Origin of the sequence: Arthrobacter glacialis (assembly GCF_002909445.1) — a bacterium.
GTDB lineage: Bacteria > Actinomycetota > Actinomycetes > Actinomycetales > Micrococcaceae > Specibacter > Specibacter glacialis.
In genome coordinates, this window is the sequence record NZ_PPXC01000009.1 from 106,019 (window position 1) to 132,198 (window position 26,180).

Consider the following 26,180-nt stretch of genomic DNA (forward strand, 5'->3'; position numbering starts at 1 on the left):
ACTAATCCAAGCACCCTAAGGGTGGCGGAGCAATGGGGTGGGGCTTACTGGGCAGGTACGACGGCGTGAAGTTGGGGGAGTGCCTGAACCAACGGGGCCAGTTCCGGCAACAGGGCGGCCTCGGCCAGTGCGCACTCCAGTGCTTCGTCGTGAACGGGGCGTGCCGTGTCCAACAGTTCCGAGCCAGCTGCCGTCAGTTCCGTGTAGATCCCACGGCGGTCGTCGGCGCACAGGATGCGGGTCAGCAACCCACGATCCTCAAGCCGGTTGACCAGGCGTGTGGTGGCGCTGGGGCTCAGCGCCGTGGCCCGGCCCAGCTGCTGCATGCGCATGTGCCAGCCGTCCTGCCGGCTCAGGGCGTCCAGGACGGTGTATTCCACTACTGAAAGCTGCGCGGCGTTGGTCAGGGCTTTCTCCATGCTTGCCTCGATCAAGCCATGGAGCGCGGCCAGTGTCCGCCACCCTTGGGCGCGAATTTCAACGGCGTCGTCCCTGATGCCCATGGGCGGATTCCTTTCACGGGAAATGTGCAATGCAGCACAAAAGCAATTTAGTTGCTTGCGCGCTATAGTTGCGTGTGCAACAATTTATGAAGCGCTTGCAACTACTAGCTTACGCTCCTTATTTATTTTACCCAAGCCCCTAGAAGGAGAATCATGCCACTCGGCTTGATAGCCCTAGCCCTCGGAGGGTTCGGCATTGGACTCACCGAATTCGTCATCATGGGGTTGCTCCCCGAAGTAGCGGCGGACTTTTCCGTCAGTGAAGCCACCGCCGGCTGGCTCATCTCCGGGTATGCCCTGAGTGTTGTTATTGGGGCGCTGTTCCTCACAGCTGCTGTCACGCGACTTCCGCGTAAGCCCGTTCTGGCGGGCTTGATGGTCCTGTTTATTGTGGGCAACTTGATCTCGGCCATGGCACCGGATTACACCACCATGATGATCGGGCGCGTCATCGCGGCCCTGTGTCACGGTGCGTTCTTTGGCATTGGCGCGGTGGTGGCTGCAGACATGGTGGCCCCCAGCAAGAAGGCCGGGGCCATTGCCATCATGTTCACAGGCCTCACGGCCGCCAATGTGCTGGGCGTTCCCTTCGGCACTCTGCTGGGACAGCACGCCGGCTGGCGCTCAACATTTTGGGCCATCACGGCCATTGGCGTCATTGCACTGATTGGCATCCTGGTCCTGGTGCCCAACCTGAAGCACGAACGCGGTGCGGGTCTGCGCGGTGAACTGCGCGCCTTCAAGTCCCGCCAGGTCTGGCTGTCGATTTCTGTCACGGTGCTTGGCTACGGCGGCATGTTTGGTGCCTTCACCTATATAGCGTTCACGCTGACCGACGTCACGGGCTTCGCGGCAAGCACTGTCCCGTGGCTGCTCATCCTCTTCGGAGTCGGTTTGTTCATCGGCAACACACTCGGAGGCAAGGCCGCGGATAAGAATGTCGACAAGACGCTGCTGGTGGTCCTCTCCATCCTGGTGGTCATTCTGGCCGTCTTTGCCCTGACGGCCACCAGCCAGATCATGACCATCGCGTCCTTGTTCCTCATGGGCGGATTTGGCTTCGCCACGGTGCCCGGCCTGCAGATGCGCGTCATGAAATACGCTGCAGCGGCGCCAACTCTCGCCTCCGGTGCCAACATTGGCGCCTTCAACCTGGGCAATGCCCTCGGCGCCTGGCTGGGCGGGGTCACCATCACGGCCGGACTTGGCTACACCTCACCCATCTGGGCCGGGGCCGGACTAACAGCACTGGCCGTCATCGTCATGGCCTACGCCGCAGCGAACGGGCGGAAGCTTGTCACCGCAAGCCAGCCCGCCGCCGTCGAACTTTCCCACGTCTAATTCTTTCAATCACAAGGAGAACACCATGAATTCCATCCCCACCCTTTCCCTCAACAACGGCGTGGACATGCCCCAGATTGGCTATGGCGTCTTTCAGGTGCCCGACGCCGAAACCGAGCAGGCTGTCGCGGCGGCGCTGGCTGCCGGGTACCGAAGCATCGACACGGCCGCCATCTACGGCAATGAAGAAGGCGTGGGTCGCGCCCTGGCCGGATCCCGACTGCCCCGCGAGGAACTGTTCGTCACCTCCAAAGCCTGGATCGCGGACTTGGGACTTGAAGCAACGCTGGCTGCGTTTGATGTCAGCTTGGCCAAGTTGGGCCTGGACTACCTTGACCTCTACCTTATTCACTGGCCGGCGCCGGCGACTGAGCTGTACTTGGAGTCTTGGAAGGCTCTGGAGCAACTGCTGGCGGCCGGGAAGGTGCGCGCCATTGGTGTCTCCAACTTCCTGCCCGAGCACCTGGAGAAGATCATTGCCCTGGGCGGCACAGTGCCTGCGGTCAACCAGATTGAGTTGCACCCCGCCCTGCAGCAGCAGGACATTGCTGCGTTCAACACCGCCAACGGCATTGCCACCGAGGCCTGGAGCCCGTTGGCGCAGGGCGCCGTGCTGAGTGATCCGGCCGTAGTGGCCATTGCTGTGGCCCACGGATGCACCCCGGCGCAGGTGATTTTGCGCTGGCACCTGCAGCAGGGCCGCGTCATCATCCCCAAGTCGGTGACCCCGGCCCGCATCGCGGAAAACCTGGACATTCTGGGCTTTGAATTGTCGGCTGCGGAGATGGGCGCCCTCGATGCTCTGGAACGGGACGGCCGCACGGGTCCGCACCCGGCGGAGTTCAACGGCTAACCACGGCCAACACGGCTAGGACACAGAAACGGTCATGCGCTGCTGATTTATCAGCAGCGCATGACCGTTTCGACAGCGTGGGGTATTTACTGCACCGGCACCATGGGCAGCCCCTCGGCCTCCCAGCCGCTCATTCCGCCCGTAAGAGTGTCTGCGTTGTAGCCAAGATCAGTGAGCGCCTGTGCCACCCGGCCGCTGCGGCCGCCGCCGTGGCAAACGGCGATGATGCGCCGTGACTTATCCAGCTCTCCAACACGAGCCAGAACCTCGCCCGAGGGAATGTGGACGGCGTCCTCGATCATGCCCGTGGCGAGCTCGGCGGCCTCGCGTACGTCGATGATCTGGACATCCGGGTCTGCTGCCAAAATGTCGGTGGGGGTGATTTCCTGCACGGGTGCTCCTGAAGGTGGGTTCGGCGGGCAGCCAGGGGCCGGCGTCGAACATGGAAACTGTTACTTCCAGACTAGGCGCAAGCCACTAAGCTTGGGGCGTGAACGCGCCTCTTGCACCCCGTGCCCGCAATGTTGAGATTGAAGAGCTGGAACGCTTTGATGCGTTGGTGGCCCACGGCACCAAATCCATGCACGGGTGGCACTTTCAATCCGTGGATTTGAGGGAACGGTCGGCCGAACTGGTGCAACTGAGGGCCTCGGGGGCCATCTTTATGGGCTGCACTTTTGCCCAGGGCGTGGAGGAATTGCTGCGCAGCCGCGGCGCCTTGATCTTCCCCACGCTGCCGCACATCCCTTTCAACCCGTACCGTGGCCACCTGTACACCGGCGCCGAACTCTTCGAGGGGATCGGTACGGCGCCGTATGAAAGTGTGCCCGACGCCCGGATTTACCAGTGGAGCATGCAAGCAGGTCACGCGCCCGCCCTCCACGCCACCCTTGCCACGGCCATGCACGACCATGCCATTTCCGACGCCCTCGACGAGTTTCTGGAGCATCTTGACCGTCCCGTGGTGGGCGTCATGGGCGGCCACGCGGCGGCGCGGGGAAGTGCGCAGTACGCGCAGGCTGCGCAGTTGGGGCGCGCACTGAGCCAGGCCGGCTTTCTGGTGGCAACCGGCGGCGGACCCGGTGCCATGGAGGCCGCGAATCTGGGCGCCTACCTTTCCCCGTACGACGGCGGGACCCTGGAAAGTGCCCTGTCCACCTTGGCTGCCGTCCCCGGCTTCCGGCCCTCGGTCAGCAACTGGGCCCGGGCGGCACACGCCGTGGTTCAGGCGTATCCGGACGGCGCCCAAACGTTGGGAATTCCCACCTGGTTTTATGGCCACGAACCGCCCAATATGTTCGCCACCAAAATTGCCAAGTACTTCACCAACGCCCTCCGTGAAGCGGTTTTGCTCGACCGCTCAGGCGGTGGCATTGTGTTCTTGCCCGGGGCTGCCGGGACGGTTCAGGAGATCTTCCAGGACGCCTGCGAAAACTACTATGCGGCCGAAACCGCAGTGGCACCGATGATCCTTGTTGGTCGAAGCTACTGGGAAACCGAGCTGCCCGTCTTGCCACTGCTGACCGCACTGGCGAAGGGGAGGGCCATGGACACCATGGTCCATGTGGTGGATTCGGTGGAGGAAGCCTGCGCACTGCTCACCACCAACTAGAAGTAGCCCGCAGAAAACGACGAAAATACGCGCTTTTGATGCGATTTTCGCCGTTTTCTGCGGGCCAGTTGTTGAGGCTGCTAGCCCACCACAGTGCCAAAGAGCAGGCCCAGGAGGTAGGTTGCTGCCGCTGCGCCCATGCCGATGGCGAGCTGTCGCAGGCCACGCCACAGTGGCGATGCCCCGGACAGCAGGCCAACCACTGCGCCCGTGCCCAGCAGTGCAATGCCCACCAAGACGCAGGCGAGCACCAGGGCGCCCATGCCCGTCATGCCAAACAGGAACGGCAGAATGGGGATGATGGCTCCGGAGGCGAAGAAGCAGAAACTGGAGCCGGCGGCGCCCCACGCCGTGCCCAGGGTTTCGTGGCTGTTTGTCGCTTCAAACTGCTCGGGCTGCAGCGACAAGCTGGGATCACAGTCGCAACTGAACTGGCCCATGCGCTCGGCAGCCCTGTGCTCGGCGACGTCGCGGGACATGCCGCGAGCCAGGTAGACCAGCACCAGTTCATTGTTTTCAAGGTCCAGCGAAGCCGCCGCAGAGAGAGTGATCTGGGTGGGTTGGGAGGCGTCCAGCAACTCGCGTTGGGAGCGGACTGAAACAAATTCACCGGCGCCCATGGACAGGGCCCCGGCCAGCAAACCGGCAATGCCACTGAACAACACCACCTGGCTGCCTACACCGGTTGCGGCCATGCCCATGACCAGGGAAAGGTTGCTGACAAGGCCGTCATTGGCACCAAAAACGGCTGCCCGGAACGAACCGGAAAGCCTGTTCCTGCCCCTCGCTGCCAAGCCACGAATGACCTCTTCATGGATGGATTCATCGGCCGCCATGGCATCGGTAGCGTCAGCATCGGAGGCGTAGGGGGATCTGGACTCCGCCCGTTGGGCCAGAGCCAAGACAAACACTGAACCAAAACGCCGTGCCAAAAGGCCTAAGAGCTGGTTGCGCACGGACGGGCGCAGGGGCGGGTGGGCATGGTCGCCCAGCAAGTTCAACCAGTGCTGCTCGTGCCTGCCCTCGGCAGCTGCCAAGGCCGTCAGGATAGTCTTTTCTTCGCCCGTGCGACGCTTGGCCAGGTCACGGTAGACGGCGGCTTCAGCGCGCTCGTCGGCCAGATATTGCCGCCATCGCTTGATTTGTGCGGGGCTCGGATTGCTTGTTGACACTTGGGGATCTCCTCGACTCAGCCCCTACTGTAGCCCGGATTCCCGCGGTTTTTCGGCCGGTTCCCCTAGTGAAAAAGTTTAGGTGCACCGCAACGTGGCCGCTCCGCTCCGCAGCCAATATTGGCATTCCCTGCACCGGCGAACTCGCATAGGCTCTAGTTCCAACGGCCGCTCACACTGCGGCCACGTCCCGGAAGGCGCGCTGGCCATGGAAGTACTGTTTCCGATGATGACCGGGGACCCGCAGGACTGCGGCGTCCTCATCGACTGGCGTGCGCCCAACGGCAGCACGGTGACCGCCTACCAGGTGATCGCCGAGGTGACCATCGAGAAGTTCGACGCCGAGATCAACGCCCCCGCAGCCGGCACCTTGAGGTGGCAAGTCCAGGAGGGTGACGAAGTGGCCCAAGGTGCCGTCATTGCCACCATCGAGTAGGCCGGTGCCAGTCAACTGTGAAAAGAGACGGCGTTCGCGCTTAAAGATGGCGGTAGAGCGCCGTCTTTTTGCGCCAGTGCCGTCCGAATTCGGAACCGGCACCTAACGGTTCAGTAGTTTTCGAGCTTGAAGCCCAGCCGACGCCCAGCCCGGGAACCCGTCTGGGCCACCGTGACAACCAACGTTCCGAGCTCGGCAATCCAGTGCGCGGGCCGCACGGCAGCGGCGAGGGCATCCACCAGCAGGGCCGGGTCTGCGGAGAAGTACGCGCGGTGCCCGGTGGGGGTGAAAAAGGTGACGGTGCCCAAATTCACGTCCACGGCGGGCAGCACCGGAATGCCGTTGGGATTCTTGGACGTCTTGGCGCGCTGTGCATGGGCGACGGAGATGAAAGTCATGGCGGGGCCTTTGTGATTGCTCTTGCCCGCGGATCCAGTCACCGCCGGCCGCTTCCTCATCCGAGCCACCCTGTGAACATGGGGTTGGCGTGCGACCAGTCGGAGCTTGGCATCGCATCTCTTGAAGCTGTCCCTTACGTTACTCCTTAAACGTACGACGGCGGGAGGTGACGTCATAAATTACGTCACCTCCCGCCGTCGTACATTAAAGAACAACTGACCCGCAGAAATCGCCGAAAATGGCGTAAAAAACGCGTATTTTCGTCGATTTCTGCGGGTCAGTTGGAAAAGCGGGGCTACTTCTGAAGCTGCGCAGGCACGTCTTCCGGGTTGGAATCCGTGGCTGCTGCAGCGAGGCGGTCGCCCCAGACCTTGCGGATGTGGGCCGGGGTGGCCGGGGTCAGCAGGGAAACCACAAGGTAGACGATGAGCGAGGATGCCAAACCGAAGTAGATGGGTTCGTTGGCGTAGATGCCATCGGCGCTGTGGATGATGCCGGTGGCGTAGATGACCAAGGATGCGATGGTGACCAAGCAGCCAACGGCCATGGACCATGCTGCGCCCAGGCCCGTGCCGCGCTTCCAGATGAGGCCGCCAATGATTGCCACGAGCAGGCCGCCTACCAAGATGTCGTAGGCGATGGTCAGGGCGAACACCACGTCGTTGACCACGATGGAGATCAGCACAACAAGCATGCCGATTACCAAGATGTACCAGCGGTTTGCCCTGATGTCGTGTTCGGGGTTGGCGGAATCGGAGTTGTCGATGTCCTTGCCGAACCAGCTGGCCACGAAGGGCACAACGTCCTTGCGGGCTACTGTGGCGGCGGCAATGAGTGAGCCGGATGCCGTGGACATCATGGCTGCCACGGCGGCGGCCAGTACGATGCCGCCAACGCCGATGGGCAGCAGTTCCGTGGCCACGAGGGCATAGACGTCGTCCTTGAGTTCCACATCTGCGGAAAGGGCCACGGAGGCTGCCATGCCGATCAGTGCACCGGCCACACCGTAGAGGATGCAGTAGATACCGGCGGTGGCGCCGCCCCATCGGGCGACTTCCGGGGTGCGGGCCGTAAAGACGCGCTGCCAAATATCCTGGCCGATCAGCAGACCCAGCGTGTAAACCACAAAGTAGGTGATGATAGTTTGGGTGCCGATGCCGTCCCACTGGAAGAAGCTTGCATCCACGCGCTCACGGATGCCGTCAATGCCGCCAGCAGCGTTCCAGGCAAACGGCAGCATGAGCATGAAGACGCCCACGGTCTTGATGACGAACTGGACCTGGTCTGCCAAGGTGATGGACCACATGCCGCCAATGGTCGAGTAGACCAAGACGATCGCGCCGCCGACGGCGATGGCCAGCCACCTGTCCCAACCGAACAGCACCACAAAGATGGTTGCGTAGGCGCCGGTGGAAGTTGCCGAAATCATGATGGTGTAGGCCAGCATGACGATGCCCGAAACCTTGGTAGTTTCCTGGCCGTAGCGCAGGCTCAGCATTTGCGAGACGGTGTAGATCTTCAGTTTCTGCAGCGTCGGCGCAAACAGCAGGCTCAGCAGGAGCACGCCAACACCAATGGCAACAACAAGCCACATGCCGGAGATGCCGAACTTGTAGCCAAGCCCCACACCACCCACCGTGGAGGCACCACCGAGGACGACGGCGGCCATGGTTCCGGTGTAGAGGAAGGGGCCCAGCCGGCGTCCGGCAACAAGGAAGTCGCTGTTATTCTTAGTGCGCGATTTTCCCCACCAGCCAAAGGCCAGCATGGCCACCAAATAAATGACAACTATGGCGACGTTTAAGTCCACGAGATGCTCCAGTGTAGGAAGAAGTAGGGGAAAGCCCCGAGTCATTATTGCCCGTAAAGCAACATTTGTTGTCTATTAGGCTAAACTGTGATGGTAGTTACAGTCAATGTGCCGCTTGAAAATCTTGACGGCTGGACGTGTCGTGAGGAGCCGCCATGAAAGCTTTGCCCCTGGAACCGAGCACCAACCCCGTGGCCATTGGGTCGCGCATCCGTGCCGCACGCCAAGACCAACGGCTGACCATTGAGCAGGTGGCTGACGCCACGGGGCTGACCAAGGGATTCCTGAGCCGGGTGGAGCGTGACCTCACCTCACCCAGCGTTGCCTCACTGGTCACCCTGTGCCAGGTCCTCTCGATCTCCATCGGCGAACTTTTCGCGGTACCGGAAACCCACTTGAGCCGAAAAGGTGAAGGTCCGCGGATCTCCCTAGGTGGCGAAGGCATTGTTGAGCGCCTGCTAACCTCGCGCTCCGAGCGGCGCCTGCAAATTCTTGCCGCCACGATTGAGCCCTATGGACGCGGCGAAACCGAACTGTACGCGGTGGACTGTGACGTGGATGTTCTGCATATCATCAGCGGCGAACTGACCCTGCGCATGACCCAGGAATCCTATGACTTGACGGCGGGGGACACCCTGTCCTTCCCCGGGCGGGAGCCCCACAGCTGGAAGAACCGCTCGGCCCAGCCGGTGGAAGCCCTGTGGATTCTGGTTCCCGCGGCGTCCGGATCCGGCGGAAACTAGCCCACGCGTCTTGAGAATTGGCTACTCGGCGGTAATGTTTATGTGAGTCAATTCACATAAGGGGACAGCCTTGCCAAAGATCTCGCCCAAGACGGCCACACAGAGAGTTGCAGCCGCGCAGACTGTCACCGTGCGGCCCGGCCAAGTGCGGCCCGGCCAAGTGCGGCCCGGCCAAGTGCGGCCTGGCGGACCCCTGATTGGGGCCCGCACCTGGCTGACCTTGATTATTGTGGGCTTCGCCGGGCAGCTCGCGTGGACCGTGGAAAACATGTATCTCAACGTGTTTGTCTACAACACCATCAGCACCAACCCTGCTGTTTTGGCCTTGCTGGTTTCATCCAGCGCAGTGGTCGCGACTGTGGCAACGTTTTTGGTGGGGGCCGCATCGGATAGGGCAGGCCGCCGTCGGGCGTTCATCGCCGGGGGCTACATTCTTTGGGGCCTGAGCACAGCCGCTTTCGGCTTTGTCCAGACCAGCGCAGCGGCCGCCTTTCTGCCCGGCGCCAACGCCGTGGTGCTGGCCATCATCGCCATCGTGCTTCTCGACGCGGTGATGTCTTTCTTTGGCTCGGGCGCCAACGATGCCGCTTTCAACGCCTGGGTCACGGAGTCCACCGCCCCCGCCAATAGAGGCAAAGTGGAAGGCGTCTTGTCCATCCTGCCGCTGCTGTCCATGCTGGTCATTTTTGGTCTGCTGGACGGGCTGACGCAGGATGGGCACTGGAAACTATTCTTTGGCATCATCGGAGCCGTGACGGCGCTGATTGGTGTATTCGCGTGGTTCATGCTCCGCGATTCGTCCACCTTGGTGGTCAGTGGCGACAGCTACTTGCGCTCGGTCATCCACGGCCTGCGCCCCTCGGTGATGCGCACCAACCCTCGTCTCTACTGGGCACTTGCCGCCTGGCTCGTGGTGGGCACGTGCACCCAAGTGTTTCTTCCCTACCTGATCATTTATATCCAGCGGTATCTGCGGATCGACGGTTATGCCATCATTCTGGCCGTCGTCCTCGTTTCAGCGGCGGTCCTGAGCATCCTCGGCGGACGCCTGATCGACAAGGTGGGCAAGCTTGTCTCGGTCCTGCCCGCAACTGCGATCCTGGTGGCCGGACTCGTGGGCATGTTCTTTGCCCGCGGCATGGGCCCGGTCATGGTGGCCGGAACCGTCATGTTGGCCGGATTTATGCTGACGACGGCGGCCATCTCCGGTTTGGTGCGCGACTACACGCCGCCGGAGCGGGTGGGTAACGTCCAGGGCTTGCGCATGATCTTTGCCGTCATGGTGCCGATGGTGCTGGGCCCCTTTGCGGGTGCCGCAGTCATCGCCGGCGCCGCCGAAACGTATGTCGACCTTGGCGTGGTGAAATCGGTTCCCACGCCGTGGATCTTCCTCGCCGCAGCGGTCATCGCCGTGTTCACTGTCTTTCCCGTGCTGCGTCTGCGCCGCGCAACCGCGGTGGCTGAGGCATGAGCGGGGGCCTGAGCTCGGCGCGTCCGGATCGCTTTACACCGTGGGGAGAAACCCTGGACCCGAACGCGGTCCTGCAGGAATACCCGCGACCACAGCTGGTGCGCTCGAGCTATCTCAACCTCAACGGGCTGTGGCAGTATGCCATCTCCACGCCAGGAGCTTCTCCCCATGAGGAGGTAGCCCGCGTGAATGCCGGAGCCGGGGAAGGCGCGGACGGCCAGATTCTGGTGCCCTTTTCCCCGGAAACCCCGCTGTCCGGTGTGAGCCGCCAACTGCAGCCGGGGGAGAATTTGAAGTATTGGCGGAGCTTCACCCTTCCCGCCGAATTCGTGCAAGATCGTGTGCTGCTGCACTTTGGGGCCGTTGACCAGCGCTGCAGCGTGAGAATTAATGGTGAGGACGTGGGGGGACACCACGGTGGGTTCCTGCCTTTCACCTTGGACATCACCGCAGCGCTGCAGCACGGCGCCCAGGGTTCGGCGGGCCCGCACACCCTGTCCGTCGACGTTCAGGACGACAGCGACACCTCCCATCATTCCCGTGGCAAGCAAAAGCTCAAGCGGGGCGGGATCTGGTACACAGCCCAGTCAGGCATCTGGCAAACGGTGTGGCTGGAATCGGTCCCCGAAACCCATGTTGAAAAGCTGACGCTGGTCCCGGACCTTGCCGGGTCCGCCGTCGAAGTGACCGTGGCGGGGGCCGCCGGGACCGCAACCGTGGTGATTGCGGACGACGCCGGTGAGCTCACCAGAGTCTCGGTGGAAGCGAATGTGCCCACACGAATTCACTTGGAACGGGCCCATCGGTGGTCTCCGGAGGATCCTTTTCTCTATGACGTTCAGGTGTCTTTGGGTGATGACCATGTCAGTAGCTATTTTGGTCTGCGCTCCTTTGGCGTGGGCCCTGACGCCAAAGGCCACCTGCGGCTATTGCTCAACGGTGAACCATACTTTCATGCCGGGCTGTTGGATCAGGGCTACTGGTCTGACGGTTTCCTGACGCCGCCCTCCGATGAGGCAATGATTTATGACATCGCCACAGCCAAACGGCTGGGTTTCACCATGCTGCGCAAGCACATCAAGATTGAGCCGCTGCGCTGGTACCACCACTGTGACCGGCTGGGGATGCTGGTGTGGCAGGACATGGTTAACGGCGGCACCAACTACAAGGTGCCCATCATTACGGCACCTGTGGTGCTGCCCCTGCGGCTCAAGGACAACAAGTACGCCCGTTTTGGCCGGACATCGGTCCAGGGCCGGGCTGATTTCATGACAGAACTACAACAAACAGTTGAACTGCTGCGCAATGTGGCCTCGCTGGCCGTGTGGGTTCCCTTTAACGAGGGGTGGGGGCAGTTCGATGCGCTCGCAGCCACGGCTGAACTGCGCCGCCTGGATCCCAGTCGCACCATTGACCACGCCAGCGGATGGCATGACCAAGGCGGTGGGGATCTTAAGAGCCTGCATATTTATTTCACGCCTTTCAAGCTGCGCGCACGCTGGAAAAAGGATCCCCGGGCGGTGGTGCTCTCGGAGTATGGCGGGTACAGCCTGAGGATTGCCGGGCACGATTTCAGTGCCCGCGAATTTGGTTACCGGCGCTACCGCAGCGTTGCCGATCTTGGAAAAGCGTTCACCCGGCTCCATGAACGGGAGATTGTGCCAGCCATCGCGGACGGGCTTGCCGCCGTCGTCTATACCCAATTGACCGATGTGGAGGATGAGCTCAACGGCTTGCTCAGCTACGACAGGCGGGTGGCCAAGTTGCCCGACGCGGTCGTTCAGGCTGTGACGGCGCAATTGACCCTGAATCCCCACGCACATCAACCACTCTCACAGGCACCACTCTCACAAAGGCGAGGAACGTCATGACAGCGGGCATGCTCAACGAAACCGAAATTACCTCGCGGGTCGCCCTGACCCTACCCAATGGCAAGCTCAATCCGGCAGCCGTGGGTTGGACCCGCACGCCGCTGCATGACACCTCCGGGATTGGCCGCGGGCTGCAACGGTGGGGGCGGAATAAACGCTGGGAATACTGGGCCATCACCTCGCCAACGCACATCATTGCCCTGACGGTGTCCTCGCTGGACTATGCCGCCGTGCATGAACTGTGGGTGCTGGACCGTGCCACCGGGGAATCCGTTGGCGCGAACGTGACGGGTATTCTCGGCGGCAGCGCCACCTTGCCTCCCTCGTTGGGGGATGGCTCCGCGCGGGCCAAGACCGGGAAGCTGACGATCGACATTGCCGAGGTTCCCGGCGGGACACGCCTGCGCGCCTCGACGGCCCGAGTCCGCTTGGACATCATGGCGGCCAAGCCCGAAGGGCACGAATCACTGGGCGTTGTGGTGCCCTGGAACGATCGCCAATTCCAATACACCGTCAAGGATGTGGCCCGGCCTGCCAGCGGCACCGTCTCCGTGGACGGGCGCAGCCACCACCTTGCGGCCGGCGACTCATGGGCTGTGCTGGATCACGGCCGCGGCCGCTGGCCCTACTCGATGCACTGGAATTGGGGAGCTGGCTCGGGGACCACGGACGGGCGAACCATTGGCCTTCAGTTGGGCTCCAAGTGGACCGACGGCACCGGGGCAACCGAGAACGCGCTGCTGGTTGACGGACGCCTGCACAAGATCAGTGAGAGTTTGGTGTGGGACTACAGCACCACCGATTGGCTGGCGCCGTGGCACATTCACGGCGCCAGTGCGGATCTGGTCTTCACCCCGTTCTACGACAAGGTTTCCGCGATCAACCTTGGCGTGCTGAGCAACAACACCCACCAGTGCTTTGGCCATTACGACGGCGACATCGCCGACAGCGACGGGAACCGCATCAAGGTGGCTGGCATCCTGGGCTGGGCGGAGGACGTTCACAACCGCTGGTGACGCACCTCCGCTTCCAAATCCACATCCCTTCAAATTTCCAACTAACCCGCAGAAAACGCCGAAAAACACATCAAAATCGTGAATTTTCGGCGTTTTCTGCGGGTTAGTTCAAGTGGGTGGGGATTAGCCCACGTGCACCCAGGGCCGCTGGGTCAGGTCCGGCTCGGCTTCACGCAGCACTTCGCGGGTGACGGGCGCAATTTCACCCTCGCCAATAAACAGGAACTTCAGCAGATTGGTGATGGGGTTGCCCTCGGTCCAGCGGAAGTAAATGTGCGGGATCAGCCCGGTGGCGTCACGGATGTGCAGCAGCACCGCGGCAATGGTGTTGGGCACGTTGGAGGAGTGGACCTGCAGGATTTTGAAGCCGTGCCGGGTAATGCCATGAACCTCAAGGGCCGTTTCAAAGTCTGAGGAGTCATCCACAATCACCTCCATGAACAGCACCTCCCGTGGATCCCCAATTTCGTTGACCTGCGCGGCATGTGAGAGTTTGCGGCGGTACGCAGCGGCGTTGCGGGTCTTGGGGTCATGGGAAATGATCCGGATGGTGCCTTCATCCACTGCGGCCACAAAGTTCATGGCCGCCTCATCCATGCGAATGTAGGTGGCACGCAATTCAAAGGCACGGCGCATGCGCGAAAGCAGGCTCACCACAACAATGCCCAGGATGAAGAACGCTGCGATCTTCAGGCCGTCGGGGCGCTCAATGGAATTTGCCACCGTGGTGTAGACAAACGCCAGCGAGACGGCGCCAAAACCGATCACTTTCCCCTTCTCGCCCTTGCGCTTGGCGGACAGGGTGACGGCAATGGCCGCCGAGGTGATGAGCACCAGAACACCCGTGGCGTAGGCACCTCCCTGGGCATCGACGTCGGCCTTGAAAAGAATGGTGATCACCACGGCGATGACGGTGAACACCAGCACCAGGGGGCGGACAGCGGAAGCCCATTCCGGGGCCATGCCAAAACGCGGCAGGTAGCGCGGCACCAGGTTCAGCAGTCCGGCCATGGCGCTGGCCCCGGCGAACCACAGGATGGCGATGGTGCTGATGTCATAGACGGTGCCGAAGCCTTCGCCGAGGAGTTCGTGGGCCAGGAACGCCAGGGCGCGCCCGTTGGCTTCACCGCCGGGCTGGAATTCGGCTGCCGGAATCAGGATGGTGGTGGCCAGTGAGGAGGTGATCAGGAAGGTGCTCATGATCAGCGCCGCCGTGGTGAGCAGCTTGTGGGCTCCCTTGATGCGGCCCTCCGGACTCTCGTCAGTGTCGCTGTAGCGGCCCTTGATTTGTGGCATGACGGCAACGCCTGTTTCAAAGCCTGACAGGCCCAGGGCAAGGCGCGGGAAAACCAGCAGGGCCACGGCGATGACCATGAACGGGCTGCCGTGCTGGGTGGTCAGGGCGCCCCACCAGTCGGCCGTGAGCAGCGGGCTTTGGGTGACCTTGGCCAGGGCCACCGAGATGACCACAAGATTCAGCGTGAGGAACACTGCCACGAGCACCACGGCGATGCTCATGGCCTCCTTGAACCCGCGCAGGAACACGGCTGCGAGTCCGGCAATCAAAAACAGGGTGATGCCCACGTTGTGCCCCTGCAGGAAGTCGGGGGCGAAGGGGTTTTCAATGACGTGGGCTGTGGCGTCGGCGGCGGAAAGGGTAATGGTGATCATGAAATCCGTGGCGGCAAAGCCCAGTAGCGCCAGCACAAACAGCTTGCCCCACCAGCGCGGGAGCAGTCGCTCAAGCATGGCGATGGAGCCTGCGCCGTGCGGGCTTTCCCGGGCAACCCGCTTATAGACGGGCAGCGCGCCCAGCAGGGTAACCAGCACCAGCACAATCGTGGCCAGCGGTGCCAGCACGCCAGCAGCCAGTGCTGCAATGGCCGGCTGATAGCCGAGGGTGGAGAAGTAGTCCAGACCCGTCAGGCACATGACCTGCCACCACGAATGCCGCTTGTGGTCGGCGGCCGGGCGCCCGTGGGGCCCTTGGCGTTTGCCGGAGCTTTCGGGCATGCCCTCGAGCAGCCACTGGCGCATGGCAGCCTTGCCCCGGGGCTTCCTGTTGTCCCCGGGTTCAGCAGGAGCTTTTGCAAGCGATGTCACGCGTGGGCCTTTCGTTGAGGCGCCTTTCATTGGCAGCTTATAGAGAGTAGCCCCGGGCCGGGAGCAAAGGGCCCGGTCTTGACGAAATCTATACGCGAACGGGTGACATTGGGACGTGCGTCACGCCCAAGGCGGGAAAAATGTATCCCAGAGAAAACATTTGGTTCCCATTAGGCAACATCAGTTGTACTATGGTGAACAACTGCTTGGATGTGACCCACGTCTACTCCGCGCATAAAACGTGAATGACACCAGTGAAGAATGAATTGAGGATGTCCATGAAAGAGCTCCGTACTGAGGCCAACGGCAACTTAGGCCCCATCGACTCCTCCCGGATTCCGCGCTACGCAGGCGCCGCAACGTACGCACGCCTCCCGCGCCTTGATCAGGTCTCCAAGGCCGATGTGGCCGTCGTCGGAGTTCCCTTCGACAGCGGCGTTTCCTACCGTCCGGGTGCCCGCTTCGGCGCCAACCATGTGCGTGAGGCATCGCGTCTGCTGCGTCCCTACAACCCGGCCTGGGACGTTTCCCCGTTTGAAAACTGCCAGGTGGCCGACGCCGGCGACATGGCCGTGAATCCCTTCAATATCAATGAGGCTATTGAGACCATCCAGCAAAATGCGCTGGATCTGACGGCCGACGGCGCCAAGCTGCTGACCATCGGTGGCGACCACACCATTGCCTTGCCGCTGCTGCGTGCCGCCGCAGAGCGCGCCGGCGAGCCCGTTGCCATGCTGCACTTTGACGCGCACCTGGACACCTGGGATACATATTTTGGTGCCGAATACACGCACGGCACCCCCTTCCGCCGCGCTGTGGAGGAAGGCATCCTGGACACCGAGGCCATCTCCCACGTGGGAACCCGCGGCCCGCTGTACGGCAAGAAGGACCTGGACGACGACCACCGCTTCGGCTTTGGCATTGTCACGGCCGCCGACGTCTACTACCAGGGCGTGCTGGAAACCGTGGCGAAGATCCGCGACAGGATCGGCAACCGCCCGCTGTACATCTCCGTTGACATTGACGTGCTGGACCCGGCGCATGCCCCCGGCACCGGCACCCCCGAGGCTGGCGGCCTCACCAGCCGCGAACTCATCGAGATTATTCGCGGCTTCCGCGGCATGAACCTGGTGGGTGCTGACATTGTGGAGGTGGCCCCGGCCTACGACCACGCCGAAATCACGGGCATCGCGGCAAGTCACGTGGGCTACGAACTGGTGACCCTGATGGCGGACAACTTTGTTCCGGGGGACCGCTTCGGCGCCCCGAACGGCTACGCTGCCCAGGCCCTTGATGCTGAAGGACGACGCCGGCCGGCCGGCTTTGCCCCTCCCCAGACGCTCCCCAACCTCGCAGGCTCGGCCGGGGACCCCTCGCATCTGGGGGCCCAGCTCACCGAGGGTGGAAACAAGTGACCGCCCCGGTTAGCGAGACCTCCGTGGTTGAGCCGGCTGAGGTTCAGCGCAATGGTGGTGACCTGGTGGTGGAAACCCTGGCCGCCTTGGGCGCCAAGACTGTTTTTGGCATACCCGGCCAGCATGCCCTGGGCTTGTTTGACGCCTTGAGCCGTTCCCCGCTGCACTTTATTTCCTCCCGGGTGGAGAACAACTCGGCGTTCTCCGCCGACGGCTACTCCCGTGCCACCGGCGAAGTGGGCGTGCTGTTCCTCTCCACCGGCCCCGGTGCTTTGACAGCCCTGGCCGGCTTGCAGGAGGCCTACGCAACCGGCGTGCCCATGATTGTTGTGGCCAGCCAGATCCCGCTGGAGGGCCTGGGCGCCCGCCGCAAGGGCATGCTGCACCAGCTGGATGACCAGAAGGCATCGGCCGCCAACGTGACCAAAAGCCAGCGCCTCATCCAGCACGCGTCTGGCATTCCCTCAGCCATCCAGGACGCATGGACGGAAGCCGTTTCCTCCCCGCAGGGTCCTGTCTGGCTTGAAGTGCCGCAAAACGTGCTGCTGGATCCCATCTTTGTGCCCGCCGTCGAAGATGCCCTTGCTGAGCCTTTCGACAACCCGCCCCGCGTTGAGCTGGTCCGCGAAGCTGTGAAGTGGCTTTCCGCTGCCAAGCGACCTGCCATTGTGGCTGGCGGCGGTGTGCGGCGCGGCCGCGCCCACGCCCCGCTGTTGTCGCTGGCCGAGAAGCTCAACGCCCCCGTCGTCTGCACGCCCGGCGGCAACGGCGCGTTCCCGTGGAACCACGAACTCTCCCTCCAGTCATGGGTGGAGGACAGGTATGTCACCGAGGTTCTCGAGGACGCCGACGTGCTGGTGGTCATTGGTTCCTCCCTGGGTGAGGTCTCCAGCAACTACTTCACCATGGAGCCGCGCGGGCGCATCATCCAGATCGATGCCGAACCCCGGGTGCTCGAATCCAACCGCCCTGCGCTGGGCATCAGGGCCGACGCCGGCCAGGCCCTGCGAATGCTCGATGCCGCGTTGACCGAACCCCCTGCTGAAAATGCGGACTGGCACGGCGCCACGCCGCAGGCCGTTGTGGCGGACACGCTGGCGAAGGTGCAGGCCCGCCTCGACGGACAGGACCTGGGCTTGGAGCGCAAGTTCATGGCCGACATTCGTGCGGCAGTCCCGGCCGACATGCAAACGTTCTGGGACATGACCATCTCCGCCTACTGGGGCTGGAGCTGCTGGGATGCCAAAGACGGGGAATTCCACTCCGCCCAGGGCGCCGGCGGATTGGGCTACGGCTTCCCGGCAGCCATCGGCGGGGCGCTTGGCCTGCAAAGCCAAGGCAAACCGTCCCGTGTGCTGGCAGTTGCCGGCGACGGTTCATCCATGTACTCCATCTCGGAGCTGGCCACCGCCAAGCAGCACAATGCCCCCGTCACCTGGCTCATTGTGGACGACGGCGGCTACGGCATCCTGCGCGAATACATGATCGACACCTTTGGCAAGGCCACGCACACCGAGTTGGCGCGGCCCGACTTTGTGAAACTGGCGGAGGCCTTTGGTGTGCCGGCCCAGCGAGTGAAGGCCGAGGATGTGGGGGAGGCGCTCCAGGCGGGCTTCGCTGCAGACGGTCCCAACGTCGTCGTGGTTGACGTGCTGTTGAAGATGTTTGGCCCCACCCACCTGGACCTCTAACCTCTAACCTCCCCCCTTTTGCCTCGTGAGCGGGCAGTAGTTGTTGATGTTTTACAAAAACATCAACAACTACTGCCCGTTCGGCAGGCGGGACCGGGCGGGTGCCGCAATAGACTGAGGCCATGGCGATCGTATACGCGGCCGAATTGCGGCCCAGCAAAATGGAACTCCTGGCCGACTGGCTGCCGCTGCAGGACTGGTTCGACGGCGGTGACTCACCCTTGGTGCGGCTGGGGTCCTTCCGCTTCGACGACCCCGCAGGTGAAGTGGGCATTGAGACCCAGCTGGTGGGTGCCGGCAATCAGGTCTACCAAGCACCGCTGACCTACCGCGGAGCGCCGCTGGCTGGTGCCGAGGCGTTCCTGATAGGCACCATGGAGCATTCGGTCCTGGGTCGCCGCTGGGTCTATGACGCCACGGGCGATCCGGTGTACGTGGCCGAGCTCGCCGCGGCACTGCTGATCGGCAAACCGCAGGCCGCCCAATTCCGGGAAGCGGACGGGAAAATGGAAACCCTGCCCGAAACAGCGCAGATCAGCAGCACGGGAGCATCCGACGTCGAACTGCCGGCGTTGGACCTGGGCACGCCTCTCACAGCGGGCGGTGTCACGTCCATCCCCGTGGGGCCGATGACTCTGGCGCTCAACAGGGTGTTGGACACCGCCGCAACGGCCGGCCCCGGGCCCGTACTTACCGTCAGTTGGGCTGGTGGGGACCAGCAGGTGCTGATGGCCTCTGTGGGGGACGTTCCGGCCCCGTCCTGACGCCCCGTCCTGACGCCACGGCAGCAGCGGCGTCGCGTCGAACTGCCCGCCTACTTTTGCAGGAAGGCCAGCAGCGCCGCGTTCACTTCCTGGGCATGGGTCCACAGCAGTCCGTGGGGAGCGCCCTCGATTTCCACATAGTCAGCCCCCGGCAATGCCGTGCGGAAGCGGCGGGCCGTGGCATCGATGGGCAGGATGTTGTCCGCAGTGCCATGCAGGATCAATGCCGGCAAGCCGCTGGCACGGACGGCCTTCACATCGCCGCGGAAATCCTCTATCCACGCTGGAACCACGGCGTAGGCGGCCACGGGTGCACTTGAGACGGCAACGTTCCAGCTGGCTGTCACGGCCTCTTGGCTGATCTTGGTGCCCAGGTTGTCACCAAGGTTGTAGAAATCGTTGAAGAATCCAGTGAACCACGCAAAGCGGTCCTCCTTGGCCTTGCTGACAATGCCGTCGAATACTTCCTGCGGGACGCCCTCGGGGTTGTCCTCGCGTGCCACCAAAAATGGCTCCAGTGAGGCCAGAAAAGCTAGTTTCGCAATGCGGGCGTGGCCGAAGGTGGCCACGTAGCGCGCCAGCTCCCCGGTACCCATGGAGAAGCCCACCAAAATGGTGTTCTGCAGGTCAAGCGTCTCCAGGATCGTGTTCAAATCTGCTGCAAAAGTTTCATAGTCGTAGCCCGCGGCAACCTTGCTTGATTGGCCGAACCCGCGGCGGTCATAAGTGATAACCCGGTAGCCGGCGTCGAGCAGTTCGCGTGTGGTGCGCTCCCAGCTGCGTCCGTCGAGGGGGTAGCCGTGAATTAGCACCACCGGCTGGCCGGACCCCTGGTCCTCGTAGTAGAGCTCAATCGAGGTGCTGTTTTCGGTTCCAACGGTGATGTAAGCCATGGGGTTTCCTTCCGGTTGGGGCAGATCTGGTGTCCTTTTCGAACCTAACGCGGCTGGCCCGCAGGCGCAAGGGACGCGGGTTTCTGGTGACGTGCTCAGGCATGCCAACTCATGAATGCCATGGACCCTTCCCTGCAGATGGACGACGTCGGACCCAGCACGTCGCGTGCAGCCGCGGCCAGCTCGCCCTCGGTGCGTGGGGCTGCAACCTCGCCGGACCGGTGCAGCAGGGCAAGGGCTCGGCGTCCAATGGGGGACTCGCCGACCAGCGAGGTGGCATGGAGTGAGCCTCCCGGGGACACTTGTGATTTCAGGGCGCCCATGGTGCCTGCGAGGTCCTCGAAAAGATGCAACATGCCAAAGCTGGCCACCGTTGAGAATGCCTGCGGGCGGAACGGCAGATCGAACAAATCAGCTTGAATGTAAGCGACCCGCCCGCTGTGGATGCCGCGCGCATCCAGGCGTTCTGCGGCGCGGGCCAGCATCCCCAAAGACCGGTCAACAAGGATGAGGGGACGGTCGGTGCTGCTGTAGGCGGCTGCCGTAAAAACTGCGCTGCCGCAACCAACATCAAGCATCGGTCCGTGACCTCTGTTGACAGCCGTGGCCGCAAAATCGGCGTAGGTGGCTGGCGATGATCCCCACACCAGGCGATTGTAGAGGCGGGAGCCGATGACGCGGTCGTACATCGCCGCCCGCCCGTCATAGGCGGACCCGCGGTCGTCCGGCTCAAGCGCTGTCAGGAGTCCGCCGTCGAGCTGGCGCAACTGGCGTCCTGGCATGATCAAAGCGTCGATCCATGATGCTGACATGCTGCAAATTCTTGCACAGCCGCGGGCCGTGAGTTCCGCCGGTAAAAGGCGCGTCCCCGAAGTCCATTCTTGAACATGTTCAAAAAGAGTGCTTTACTCATAATTGAACACGTTCAAAAAGGGGATCTGGATATGGATGGCAAGAGCGCGCAAACCAAGGCACTGGTCTTGGATACCGCACTGGGCATGTTTCGCACCAAGGGCTTTGCCAAGACCACCATGCGGGCCATTGCCGCCCAGGCAGGTGTTTCCCTGGGCAGCGCCTACTACTACTTCGCGTCCAAGGATGAGTTGGTGTTGGAGTTGTACCGGGAGTCCGTGGCCGAACAGCGTGCTGCTGCGGCCGTGGCCATGGACGGTGTCAATGGTTTGGCCGACAGGCTCAAGGCCGCCCTGCACGCAGGTGTGGACGCGCTGACTCCGTACCACGACTTCGGCGGCGCGTTCATCTCCAGCGCCCTGCCTCCGCGGTCTGCGTTGAGCCCCTTCGGAGAGGCGTCCAGGGAAGCCCGGGAGAACGCCGTGGGACTGTTCGACGACGTCATTGACGGCACCAAGGTGCCACATTTTCTGCGCCCGCAGCTGCCCGAACTGCTGTGGCTGGCCTACATGGGCGTGGTCCTGTTCTGGGTTTACGACACCTCCGCGAATCAGCGCCGCACCCGCACCCTGATAGATGGGGCGGCACCACTGGTGGCGAAATTGGTGTCCTTTTCGAGGCTGCCCGTGGTGAAACCGCTGGTGGAGGAAGCCCTGGCGCTCAAGGCGAAGGTGCAGCTGTGAAGACTGTAGTCATCGCCGGAGCCTCCGGATTCATCGGCACACACTTTCGCAGCCGCCTTGCCGGGGCCGGATGGCGGGTCCGCACCGTCGGCCGTTCAGGCGACGCCGTCTGGGGTGACACCTCCGCCATCACGGGCCTGCTGGAGGGCGCCGATCTGCTGGTCAATCTGGCCGGCAAGTCAGTCTCCTGCCGCTACACCCCGGCCAACACCGCTGAAATCATCCGCTCGCGCATGGAGACCACCGCCGAACTGGGCCGCGCCGTCGCCGCCTGCAACCGCCCGCCGCGGGACTGGTTCAACGCCAGCACCGGGACCATCTACCGGGATGCCCGGGACCGTGCGCAAAACGAGGACGACGGCGAACTCGGCTCAGGCTTTTCCGTTGACGTGGCGCGGGGCTGGGAAGAGACGTTCGCCGCGGCGGACACGCCACAGACCCGCAAGATTCCCTTGCGCATCACCATCGCCATGGGCCCGGGCGGCGGTGTCATGCAGCCCTTCAACAACCTGGCCCGCCTCGGTCTGGGTGGGCGCATGGGCGATGGCCAGCAGAAATACAGCTGGATTCACGTCGAGGATTTGTTCCGGGCAGTCGTGTTCCTCCACGAACACCGCCAGATCACCGGTCCGGTCAACATCGCCGCCCCCGAAGTGGTTACCAATAAGGAGCTGATGGCGGCCGTGCGTGCGGCAAATCGGGTGCCTTTCGGGCTGCCCACACCCGCCTGGCTGCTCAAGATCGGGGCAGTGGTTATTCGCACCGAAACAGAGCTGGTGCTCAAAAGCCGCTGGGTCTCTTCCGGCAAACTGCAGGACGCCGGATTCACATGGCAGTACCCGGACCTAGCCCGCGCACTCGCGGACATCTCGGGACGCAACGCAGCGGGGACCAGCGTCCCTAGGGCGTCGGCCCGGCGCCACGCTTAGGGCCCGGCAAGCTACCCGCCGAGGGATTCCCGGTGAAAATCGGTGCGCCAGAGATCAACCACCGCACCCGAGCCATCCGTGACGAGGTACTCCGGCCAGCGGTCGAACGCGGAACACGGATGCGAGATGCCCAGTTCCACAATGTCCGTCACGGCCAGGCCCTCGGCGCCCAGCAGCACGGCGTGGTGGTCGAACAGCTTGTGCACCGTGGCCGTGGCGTCAGGCTTCTCAACCCCGGCGGCGGTGTAGGCGGCTAGAAAAGGCGGCAGGCCGGCGTCGTACGGCAGATCACGCTTGCCGGCACCCGCAACCACCAAGCCATCCTCGGGCGCCGAGAGAATCAGGGCGCGGACGGTCAGCGCCGCGGTGAGGCCGGGGAGGGGATTGACGCCCGCGTAGGTGCCGTGGTCATGCGTGGCGTAGCAGCCGGAACGCAGCACATTGACGGTGCCAGGAACAGCCGCGGCGGACGGCAGGAATTCGATCACGCGGTCCGGAAAAGCCGAACCGCCCATGGAGAAGATCGGGGCAGATGTTTCAAACTGCCCGGCCAGGTCAACGTAGGTGTCATGCACCAGTTGGCAGTGATGGTCAACGGCGTCCAGGTTGATGGCGTCGCGCGAATTGGGCACCACGCCTTCATATCCGGCAACACCCACCAGCCGCAGTCCGGGCGCTGCCGTGATGGCCGCGGCCACCTCGCGCGCCTCGGCGATGGAGCGCACGCCCGTCCGCCCGGCCAGAGTGCCCACATCAATCAACATCTCCAGGGGCCGGGCACTGCCGTCAAAAACCGACGCTGCCACGGCCACGGCTGCCTTGGAGTCGGCGAAAATGCGTATGATCTGAGCCGGATCAGCCTCGAGCCACGCTCGAATCCGGCCCAAGCCATAGCTGTCCACCACCTGGTTGGCGACGAAGACGTTCCGGTGTCCCCACTCGAGCACGGTGTGCACCTGGTCCACAGTTGCCACCGTCACCCCCACGGCTCCGGCGGCAATTTGTCGCTCAATGATGGGTGCCGACATGGTGGTTTTCACGTGCGGAGCCAAGACCACATTTCTCTCCCGGCACCAGGCGGCCATGATGCTGATATTGCGCTCAAGCGCGGAGACGTTCAGGCGCAGTTGAGGGTAGGCGGATTCGTTCACCAGGTTCTCCATTTCGATGCTTCATTGCTTTTGGGGCTTGCTGGCAATTCTATCGGCGTTGCGTACCCGGACATTTTGGCTGGAAGGCATGGCTATTGACGCAAAGTGCTTGTTGGGAAGTAGCAGCACCCACAAAGCCGCTGTTGCCGGTAGGCTCCTGATCATCCACTAGTGGACCGCAGAACCAATGCGCCTGCCACCTCACCCCTCCCGGAACAGGAACCCCGCATGACTTCCACCCTGAGGCTCACCACCCGCATGATTGAACTGGCCGAACTGGGTCAGGATTCGCCCATGCCGTCCGTTCAACCATTGCTGGAACCGCCGTACACGGTGGGTGAGGGCATTCCGGCGGAAGTTGCCGCGGGAGTGGGTTGGGGGAAGGTGAAAAACATTTATCCCTATCCCATGCAGGAGAGCTACTCCCGGGAGGTCAGCCCCACGGAACTGACCGCCGTCGTGCTGGAAAATGAGCATGTCAGGGCACTGTTCCTGCCGCAGCTGGGCGGGCGGCTCTGGGAACTCACCGACAAGGCAACGGGCAAGGAATTGCTGCACACCCAGGACCGCATCATGTTCGGCAATCTGGCCCTGCGCAATGCGTGGTTTGCCGGTGGGATCGAATACAACATTGGCACGCGTGGGCACTCACCCACCTCCAGTTCGCCCCTGCATTCAGCCATTGTGCGGACTCCAGAGGGGCAGGAAGTCCTGCGCATGTGGGAGTTTGACAGGCTCCGCGAGGTGGTTTTCCAGATTGACGCATGGCTGCCAGAGAACTCGCCCGTGGTGTTCGTGGCCGTGCGCATCCAGAACCCGAATGACAAGACCGTGCCCATGTACTGGTGGTCCAACGCCGCCGTCCCGCAGACACCTGCCACGCGCGTGATTGCCCCGGCGAGGGAATCCTACGCCACCGACTACGACGGCTCCATGACCCGAGTTGATGCCACCCATTTCCATGGCGCGGATGCCACGTGGCCCATCAACAACGCCCAGGCCGCCGATTTCTTCTTCGACATCGCTCCCCAGGAGCGCCGCTGGGAGGTGGCCGCCGACGGTTCCGGGGACGGGCTGGCGTTGGTTTCCTCGGCACAATTGCGCGGCCGGAAGCTGTTCGTTTGGGGTGAAACTGTGGGCGGGCACCGCTGGCAGGAATGGCTCACCCCCACCGTCTCGGGGGAGCCGCGCCGCTACGCGGAGATCCAAGCAGGGCTGGCCCAGACCCAGTTTGAGCACGTGCCCATGCCCGCCGGCGCAAGCTGGCAGTGGGTTGAAGCGTACGGCAATGCCGCCCTTGACCCTGCGCTCGCAGCCGGTCCTTGGGACGATGCCGTGGCCCACGGCGCGCAGCGCGTCGAGGACTTGGTTTCGGAAGCGGCCATTGCGGAGGCCTTGTCCGACGCCGGTCGCTGGGCTGATCTGGCGCCGACGGAAATGGTGGTGGCCGGCAGCGGCTGGGGCGCCTTGGAGGTGCTGCGCCGCCGTCACGCCACCATGGATTGGTTGGATGGAACAGGAACCCCGTTTGCGCCTGAAACCCTCACCGCCGATCAGCAACCGTGGCTGGAACTGCTCAAGAGCAATGAAGGCATCGTGGAAAAGCCCTTCGAACCCGCCGCCGTAAAAGCTGGCAGCCAGCCCTTTGGTGGTGCCGGCTCCTTTGTGCGGGGCCTTGACTGGGAGGACTTGCTCACCGCCAGCCGCAACGCCAGCGCCGAGGCAGCCTTCCACCATGCCGTCATGGTCCATGCGCGGGCTTCGAGCAGCGCCGGCGATCTGGCGGTTGTTGCAGACCTGTACCGCACGGTTCTGGCCGGATCCCCAACTGCAGCAGTTCCGCTCAGTCCGCGGAGCCGGGTTCTGGCATTGCGCGGCTTGGCATTGGCCTTGTTGGCGGCGGGCGACATCACCGGCGGCCTGGCCCAGTTCAGCACCGCATGTGCTCTGGAAGTGGACAACCGCTGGCTTCTCGTGGAGGCCATGACCATGGCGGTGGACAGCGGCAACGCGGAGTTGGCGCTGGAGTTGGTGAGCCGGGCGCCGCAGTCCTTGGCAGAGCTGGGCCGGGTCAAGTTCCTGCAGGCCCTGGCCCTTGCGCGCACGGGTGACAGCGCCGCAGCCGCAGAAATACTGAAGGCTGGCATTGAGGTCCCCGACCTGCGCGAAGGCGTGAATTCTCTGACGGAGCTGTGGCGTGAAGTGTGCCCCGGCGAGGACGTCCCGGCGGAGTACCAGTTCAGCATGCAGTAGCCCTTCCAACTACCGACGCTCCTTCACATCCGGGGCTGTTTCCGGGAACGCTCCTTCATTCACCGAGCGAGCGTCTACAGAAAGTGCCCCGGATGCGAGGGAGCGTTGGGGAAAAACGCCCCGGATGTGAAGGATCGTCTGAAGGGAGGGGAGCGGGCC

Annotated in this window: 23 protein-coding genes and 1 riboswitch; of the genes, 14 read left to right on the forward strand and 9 right to left on the reverse strand. The window is 63.1% G+C overall.

Features of this window, described 5'->3' with window-relative positions; translation table 11 throughout:
• Positions 1-44: 44 nt before the first annotated feature.
• Positions 45-503 carry a MarR family winged helix-turn-helix transcriptional regulator gene (locus CVS27_RS12740; RefSeq protein WP_103466120.1) on the reverse strand — a complete coding sequence of 153 codons (459 nt, stop codon included), beginning with the start codon at positions 501-503 and terminating at the stop codon, positions 45-47.
• Between the two features lie 153 nt (positions 504-656).
• On the opposite strand from CVS27_RS12740, the gene CVS27_RS12745 reads away from it, so the two are divergent.
• Together CVS27_RS12745 and CVS27_RS12750 are read left to right on the forward strand one after the other, a co-directional pair.
• Positions 657-1,844, forward strand: a complete 1,188-nt coding sequence (locus tag CVS27_RS12745) for an MFS transporter (RefSeq protein ID WP_103466121.1) — start codon at positions 657-659, stop codon at positions 1,842-1,844.
• A 25-nt stretch (positions 1,845-1,869) separates the two neighbouring features.
• Complete coding sequence (locus tag CVS27_RS12750; protein WP_103466122.1) at positions 1,870-2,697, forward strand: aldo/keto reductase; 828 nt, start codon at positions 1,870-1,872, stop codon at positions 2,695-2,697.
• A gap of 86 nt (positions 2,698-2,783) precedes the next feature.
• Here the strand turns inward: CVS27_RS12750 and CVS27_RS12755 are convergent, their stop codons facing one another.
• Positions 2,784-3,089 (reverse strand): rhodanese-like domain-containing protein, encoded by a 306-nt coding sequence (locus tag CVS27_RS12755; RefSeq protein ID WP_103466123.1) that lies wholly within the window; start codon positions 3,087-3,089, stop codon positions 2,784-2,786.
• 98 nt (positions 3,090-3,187) lie between these two features.
• Between CVS27_RS12755 and CVS27_RS12760 the strand changes: the two genes are divergently transcribed.
• On the forward strand, positions 3,188-4,309 hold the full coding sequence (locus CVS27_RS12760) for an LOG family protein (RefSeq protein WP_243400170.1): 1,122 nt from the start codon (positions 3,188-3,190) through the stop codon (positions 4,307-4,309).
• Positions 4,310-4,389: 80 nt separating this feature from the next.
• On the opposite strand, the gene CVS27_RS12765 is transcribed toward CVS27_RS12760, so the two are convergent.
• Positions 4,390-5,481, reverse strand: coding sequence for a VIT1/CCC1 transporter family protein (locus CVS27_RS12765; protein WP_306418495.1), 1,092 nt, complete (start codon positions 5,479-5,481; stop codon positions 4,390-4,392).
• A gap of 208 nt (positions 5,482-5,689) precedes the next feature.
• Between CVS27_RS12765 and CVS27_RS12770 the strand changes: the two genes are divergently transcribed.
• Positions 5,690-5,917, forward strand: a complete 228-nt coding sequence (locus tag CVS27_RS12770; protein WP_103466125.1) for a biotin/lipoyl-containing protein — start codon at positions 5,690-5,692, stop codon at positions 5,915-5,917.
• 110 nt (positions 5,918-6,027) lie between these two features.
• On the opposite strand, the gene CVS27_RS12775 is transcribed toward CVS27_RS12770, so the two are convergent.
• Positions 6,028-6,315 (reverse strand): hypothetical protein, encoded by a 288-nt coding sequence (locus CVS27_RS12775; protein WP_103466126.1) that lies wholly within the window; start codon positions 6,313-6,315, stop codon positions 6,028-6,030.
• A gap of 13 nt (positions 6,316-6,328) precedes the next feature.
• Positions 6,329-6,442: riboswitch (SAM riboswitch) on the reverse strand.
• 169 nt (positions 6,443-6,611) lie between these two features.
• Positions 6,612-8,084, reverse strand: a complete 1,473-nt coding sequence (locus tag CVS27_RS12780) for a sodium:solute symporter family protein (RefSeq protein ID WP_243400179.1) — start codon at positions 8,082-8,084, stop codon at positions 6,612-6,614.
• Positions 8,085-8,281: 197 nt separating this feature from the next.
• On the opposite strand from CVS27_RS12780, the gene CVS27_RS12785 reads away from it, so the two are divergent.
• The 4 genes from CVS27_RS12785 to CVS27_RS12800 all read left to right on the forward strand — a co-directional run bounded on the left by CVS27_RS12785 (position 8,282) and on the right by CVS27_RS12800 (position 13,227).
• Complete coding sequence (locus tag CVS27_RS12785; RefSeq protein WP_103466128.1) at positions 8,282-8,869, forward strand: helix-turn-helix domain-containing protein; 588 nt, start codon at positions 8,282-8,284, stop codon at positions 8,867-8,869.
• 70 nt (positions 8,870-8,939) lie between these two features.
• Positions 8,940-10,340, forward strand: a complete 1,401-nt coding sequence (locus CVS27_RS12790) for an MFS transporter (protein ID WP_243400171.1) — start codon at positions 8,940-8,942, stop codon at positions 10,338-10,340.
• Positions 10,337-12,211 (forward strand): glycoside hydrolase family 2 protein, encoded by a 1,875-nt coding sequence (locus tag CVS27_RS12795; protein WP_103466129.1) that lies wholly within the window; start codon positions 10,337-10,339, stop codon positions 12,209-12,211. Before CVS27_RS12790 ends, CVS27_RS12795 begins: the two co-directional genes overlap by 4 nt.
• Positions 12,208-13,227 carry a DUF2804 domain-containing protein gene (locus CVS27_RS12800; protein ID WP_207767524.1) on the forward strand — a complete coding sequence of 340 codons (1,020 nt, stop codon included), beginning with the start codon at positions 12,208-12,210 and terminating at the stop codon, positions 13,225-13,227. The genes CVS27_RS12795 and CVS27_RS12800 overlap by 4 nt, the downstream gene beginning before the upstream one ends.
• A 123-nt stretch (positions 13,228-13,350) precedes the next feature.
• Here the strand turns inward: CVS27_RS12800 and CVS27_RS12805 are convergent, their stop codons facing one another.
• Complete coding sequence (locus tag CVS27_RS12805; protein ID WP_103466130.1) at positions 13,351-15,330, reverse strand: APC family permease; 1,980 nt, start codon at positions 15,328-15,330, stop codon at positions 13,351-13,353.
• Between the two features lie 278 nt (positions 15,331-15,608).
• On the opposite strand from CVS27_RS12805, the gene speB reads away from it, so the two are divergent.
• The 3 genes from speB to CVS27_RS12820 all read left to right on the forward strand — a co-directional run bounded on the left by speB (position 15,609) and on the right by CVS27_RS12820 (position 19,200).
• Positions 15,609-16,745: an agmatinase gene (gene speB / locus CVS27_RS12810; RefSeq protein ID WP_103466200.1), complete on the forward strand. Its 1,137-nt coding sequence runs from the start codon at positions 15,609-15,611 to the stop codon at positions 16,743-16,745.
• Positions 16,742-18,436: a thiamine pyrophosphate-binding protein gene (locus tag CVS27_RS12815; protein ID WP_103466131.1), complete on the forward strand. Its 1,695-nt coding sequence runs from the start codon at positions 16,742-16,744 to the stop codon at positions 18,434-18,436. Before speB ends, CVS27_RS12815 begins: the two co-directional genes overlap by 4 nt.
• 122 nt (positions 18,437-18,558) lie before the next feature.
• Positions 18,559-19,200, forward strand: coding sequence for a CG0192-related protein (locus tag CVS27_RS12820; RefSeq protein ID WP_103466132.1), 642 nt, complete (start codon positions 18,559-18,561; stop codon positions 19,198-19,200).
• Positions 19,201-19,250: 50 nt separating this feature from the next.
• Here CVS27_RS12820 and CVS27_RS12825 read toward each other — a convergent pair whose 3' ends face one another.
• Positions 19,251-20,093 carry an alpha/beta fold hydrolase gene (locus tag CVS27_RS12825; protein ID WP_103466133.1) on the reverse strand — a complete coding sequence of 281 codons (843 nt, stop codon included), beginning with the start codon at positions 20,091-20,093 and terminating at the stop codon, positions 19,251-19,253.
• A 95-nt stretch (positions 20,094-20,188) separates the two neighbouring features.
• Positions 20,189-20,905 carry a class I SAM-dependent methyltransferase gene (locus CVS27_RS12830; RefSeq protein ID WP_103466134.1) on the reverse strand — a complete coding sequence of 239 codons (717 nt, stop codon included), beginning with the start codon at positions 20,903-20,905 and terminating at the stop codon, positions 20,189-20,191.
• 132 nt (positions 20,906-21,037) lie between these two features.
• Here CVS27_RS12830 and CVS27_RS12835 point away from each other — a divergent pair, with 132 nt between their 5' ends.
• Positions 21,038-21,688, forward strand: a complete 651-nt coding sequence (locus CVS27_RS12835; protein WP_103466135.1) for a TetR/AcrR family transcriptional regulator — start codon at positions 21,038-21,040, stop codon at positions 21,686-21,688.
• Positions 21,685-22,617: a TIGR01777 family oxidoreductase gene (locus CVS27_RS12840; protein ID WP_103466136.1), complete on the forward strand. Its 933-nt coding sequence runs from the start codon at positions 21,685-21,687 to the stop codon at positions 22,615-22,617. Before CVS27_RS12835 ends, CVS27_RS12840 begins: the two co-directional genes overlap by 4 nt.
• A gap of 11 nt (positions 22,618-22,628) precedes the next feature.
• Here CVS27_RS12840 and CVS27_RS12845 read toward each other — a convergent pair whose 3' ends face one another.
• Entirely contained in the window at positions 22,629-23,768 is a 1,140-nt protein-coding gene (locus CVS27_RS12845; protein ID WP_243400172.1) for an alanine racemase, read from the reverse strand.
• A gap of 228 nt (positions 23,769-23,996) precedes the next feature.
• On the opposite strand from CVS27_RS12845, the gene CVS27_RS12850 reads away from it, so the two are divergent.
• Complete coding sequence (locus tag CVS27_RS12850; RefSeq protein WP_243400173.1) at positions 23,997-26,021, forward strand: DUF5107 domain-containing protein; 2,025 nt, start codon at positions 23,997-23,999, stop codon at positions 26,019-26,021.
• Positions 26,022-26,180: the final 159 nt, after the last annotated feature.

What these genes read in the sequence shown, in the direction of transcription:
- CVS27_RS12740 (WP_103466120.1), bottom strand. Translation starts at nt 503, where the DNA reads ATGGGCATCAGGGACGACGCCGTTGAAATTCGCGCCCAAGGGTGGCGG.
- CVS27_RS12745 (WP_103466121.1), top strand. Translation starts at nt 657, where the DNA reads ATGCCACTCGGCTTGATAGCCCTAGCCCTCGGAGGGTTCGGCATTGGA.
- CVS27_RS12750 (WP_103466122.1), top strand. Translation starts at nt 1,870, where the DNA reads ATGAATTCCATCCCCACCCTTTCCCTCAACAACGGCGTGGACATGCCC.
- CVS27_RS12770 (WP_103466125.1), top strand. Translation starts at nt 5,690, where the DNA reads ATGGAAGTACTGTTTCCGATGATGACCGGGGACCCGCAGGACTGCGGC.
- CVS27_RS12775 (WP_103466126.1), bottom strand. Translation starts at nt 6,315, where the DNA reads ATGACTTTCATCTCCGTCGCCCATGCACAGCGCGCCAAGACGTCCAAG.
- CVS27_RS12780 (WP_243400179.1), bottom strand. Translation starts at nt 8,084, where the DNA reads ATGCTGGCCTTTGGCTGGTGGGGAAAATCGCGCACTAAGAATAACAGC.
- CVS27_RS12785 (WP_103466128.1), top strand. Translation starts at nt 8,282, where the DNA reads ATGAAAGCTTTGCCCCTGGAACCGAGCACCAACCCCGTGGCCATTGGG.
- CVS27_RS12795 (WP_103466129.1), top strand. Translation starts at nt 10,337, where the DNA reads ATGAGCGGGGGCCTGAGCTCGGCGCGTCCGGATCGCTTTACACCGTGG.
- CVS27_RS12800 (WP_207767524.1), top strand. Translation starts at nt 12,208, where the DNA reads ATGACAGCGGGCATGCTCAACGAAACCGAAATTACCTCGCGGGTCGCC.
- speB (WP_103466200.1), top strand. Translation starts at nt 15,609, where the DNA reads ATGAAAGAGCTCCGTACTGAGGCCAACGGCAACTTAGGCCCCATCGAC.
- CVS27_RS12820 (WP_103466132.1), top strand. Translation starts at nt 18,559, where the DNA reads ATGGCGATCGTATACGCGGCCGAATTGCGGCCCAGCAAAATGGAACTC.
- CVS27_RS12825 (WP_103466133.1), bottom strand. Translation starts at nt 20,093, where the DNA reads ATGGCTTACATCACCGTTGGAACCGAAAACAGCACCTCGATTGAGCTC.
- CVS27_RS12830 (WP_103466134.1), bottom strand. Translation starts at nt 20,905, where the DNA reads ATGTCAGCATCATGGATCGACGCTTTGATCATGCCAGGACGCCAGTTG.
- CVS27_RS12835 (WP_103466135.1), top strand. Translation starts at nt 21,038, where the DNA reads ATGGATGGCAAGAGCGCGCAAACCAAGGCACTGGTCTTGGATACCGCA.
- CVS27_RS12850 (WP_243400173.1), top strand. Translation starts at nt 23,997, where the DNA reads ATGACTTCCACCCTGAGGCTCACCACCCGCATGATTGAACTGGCCGAA.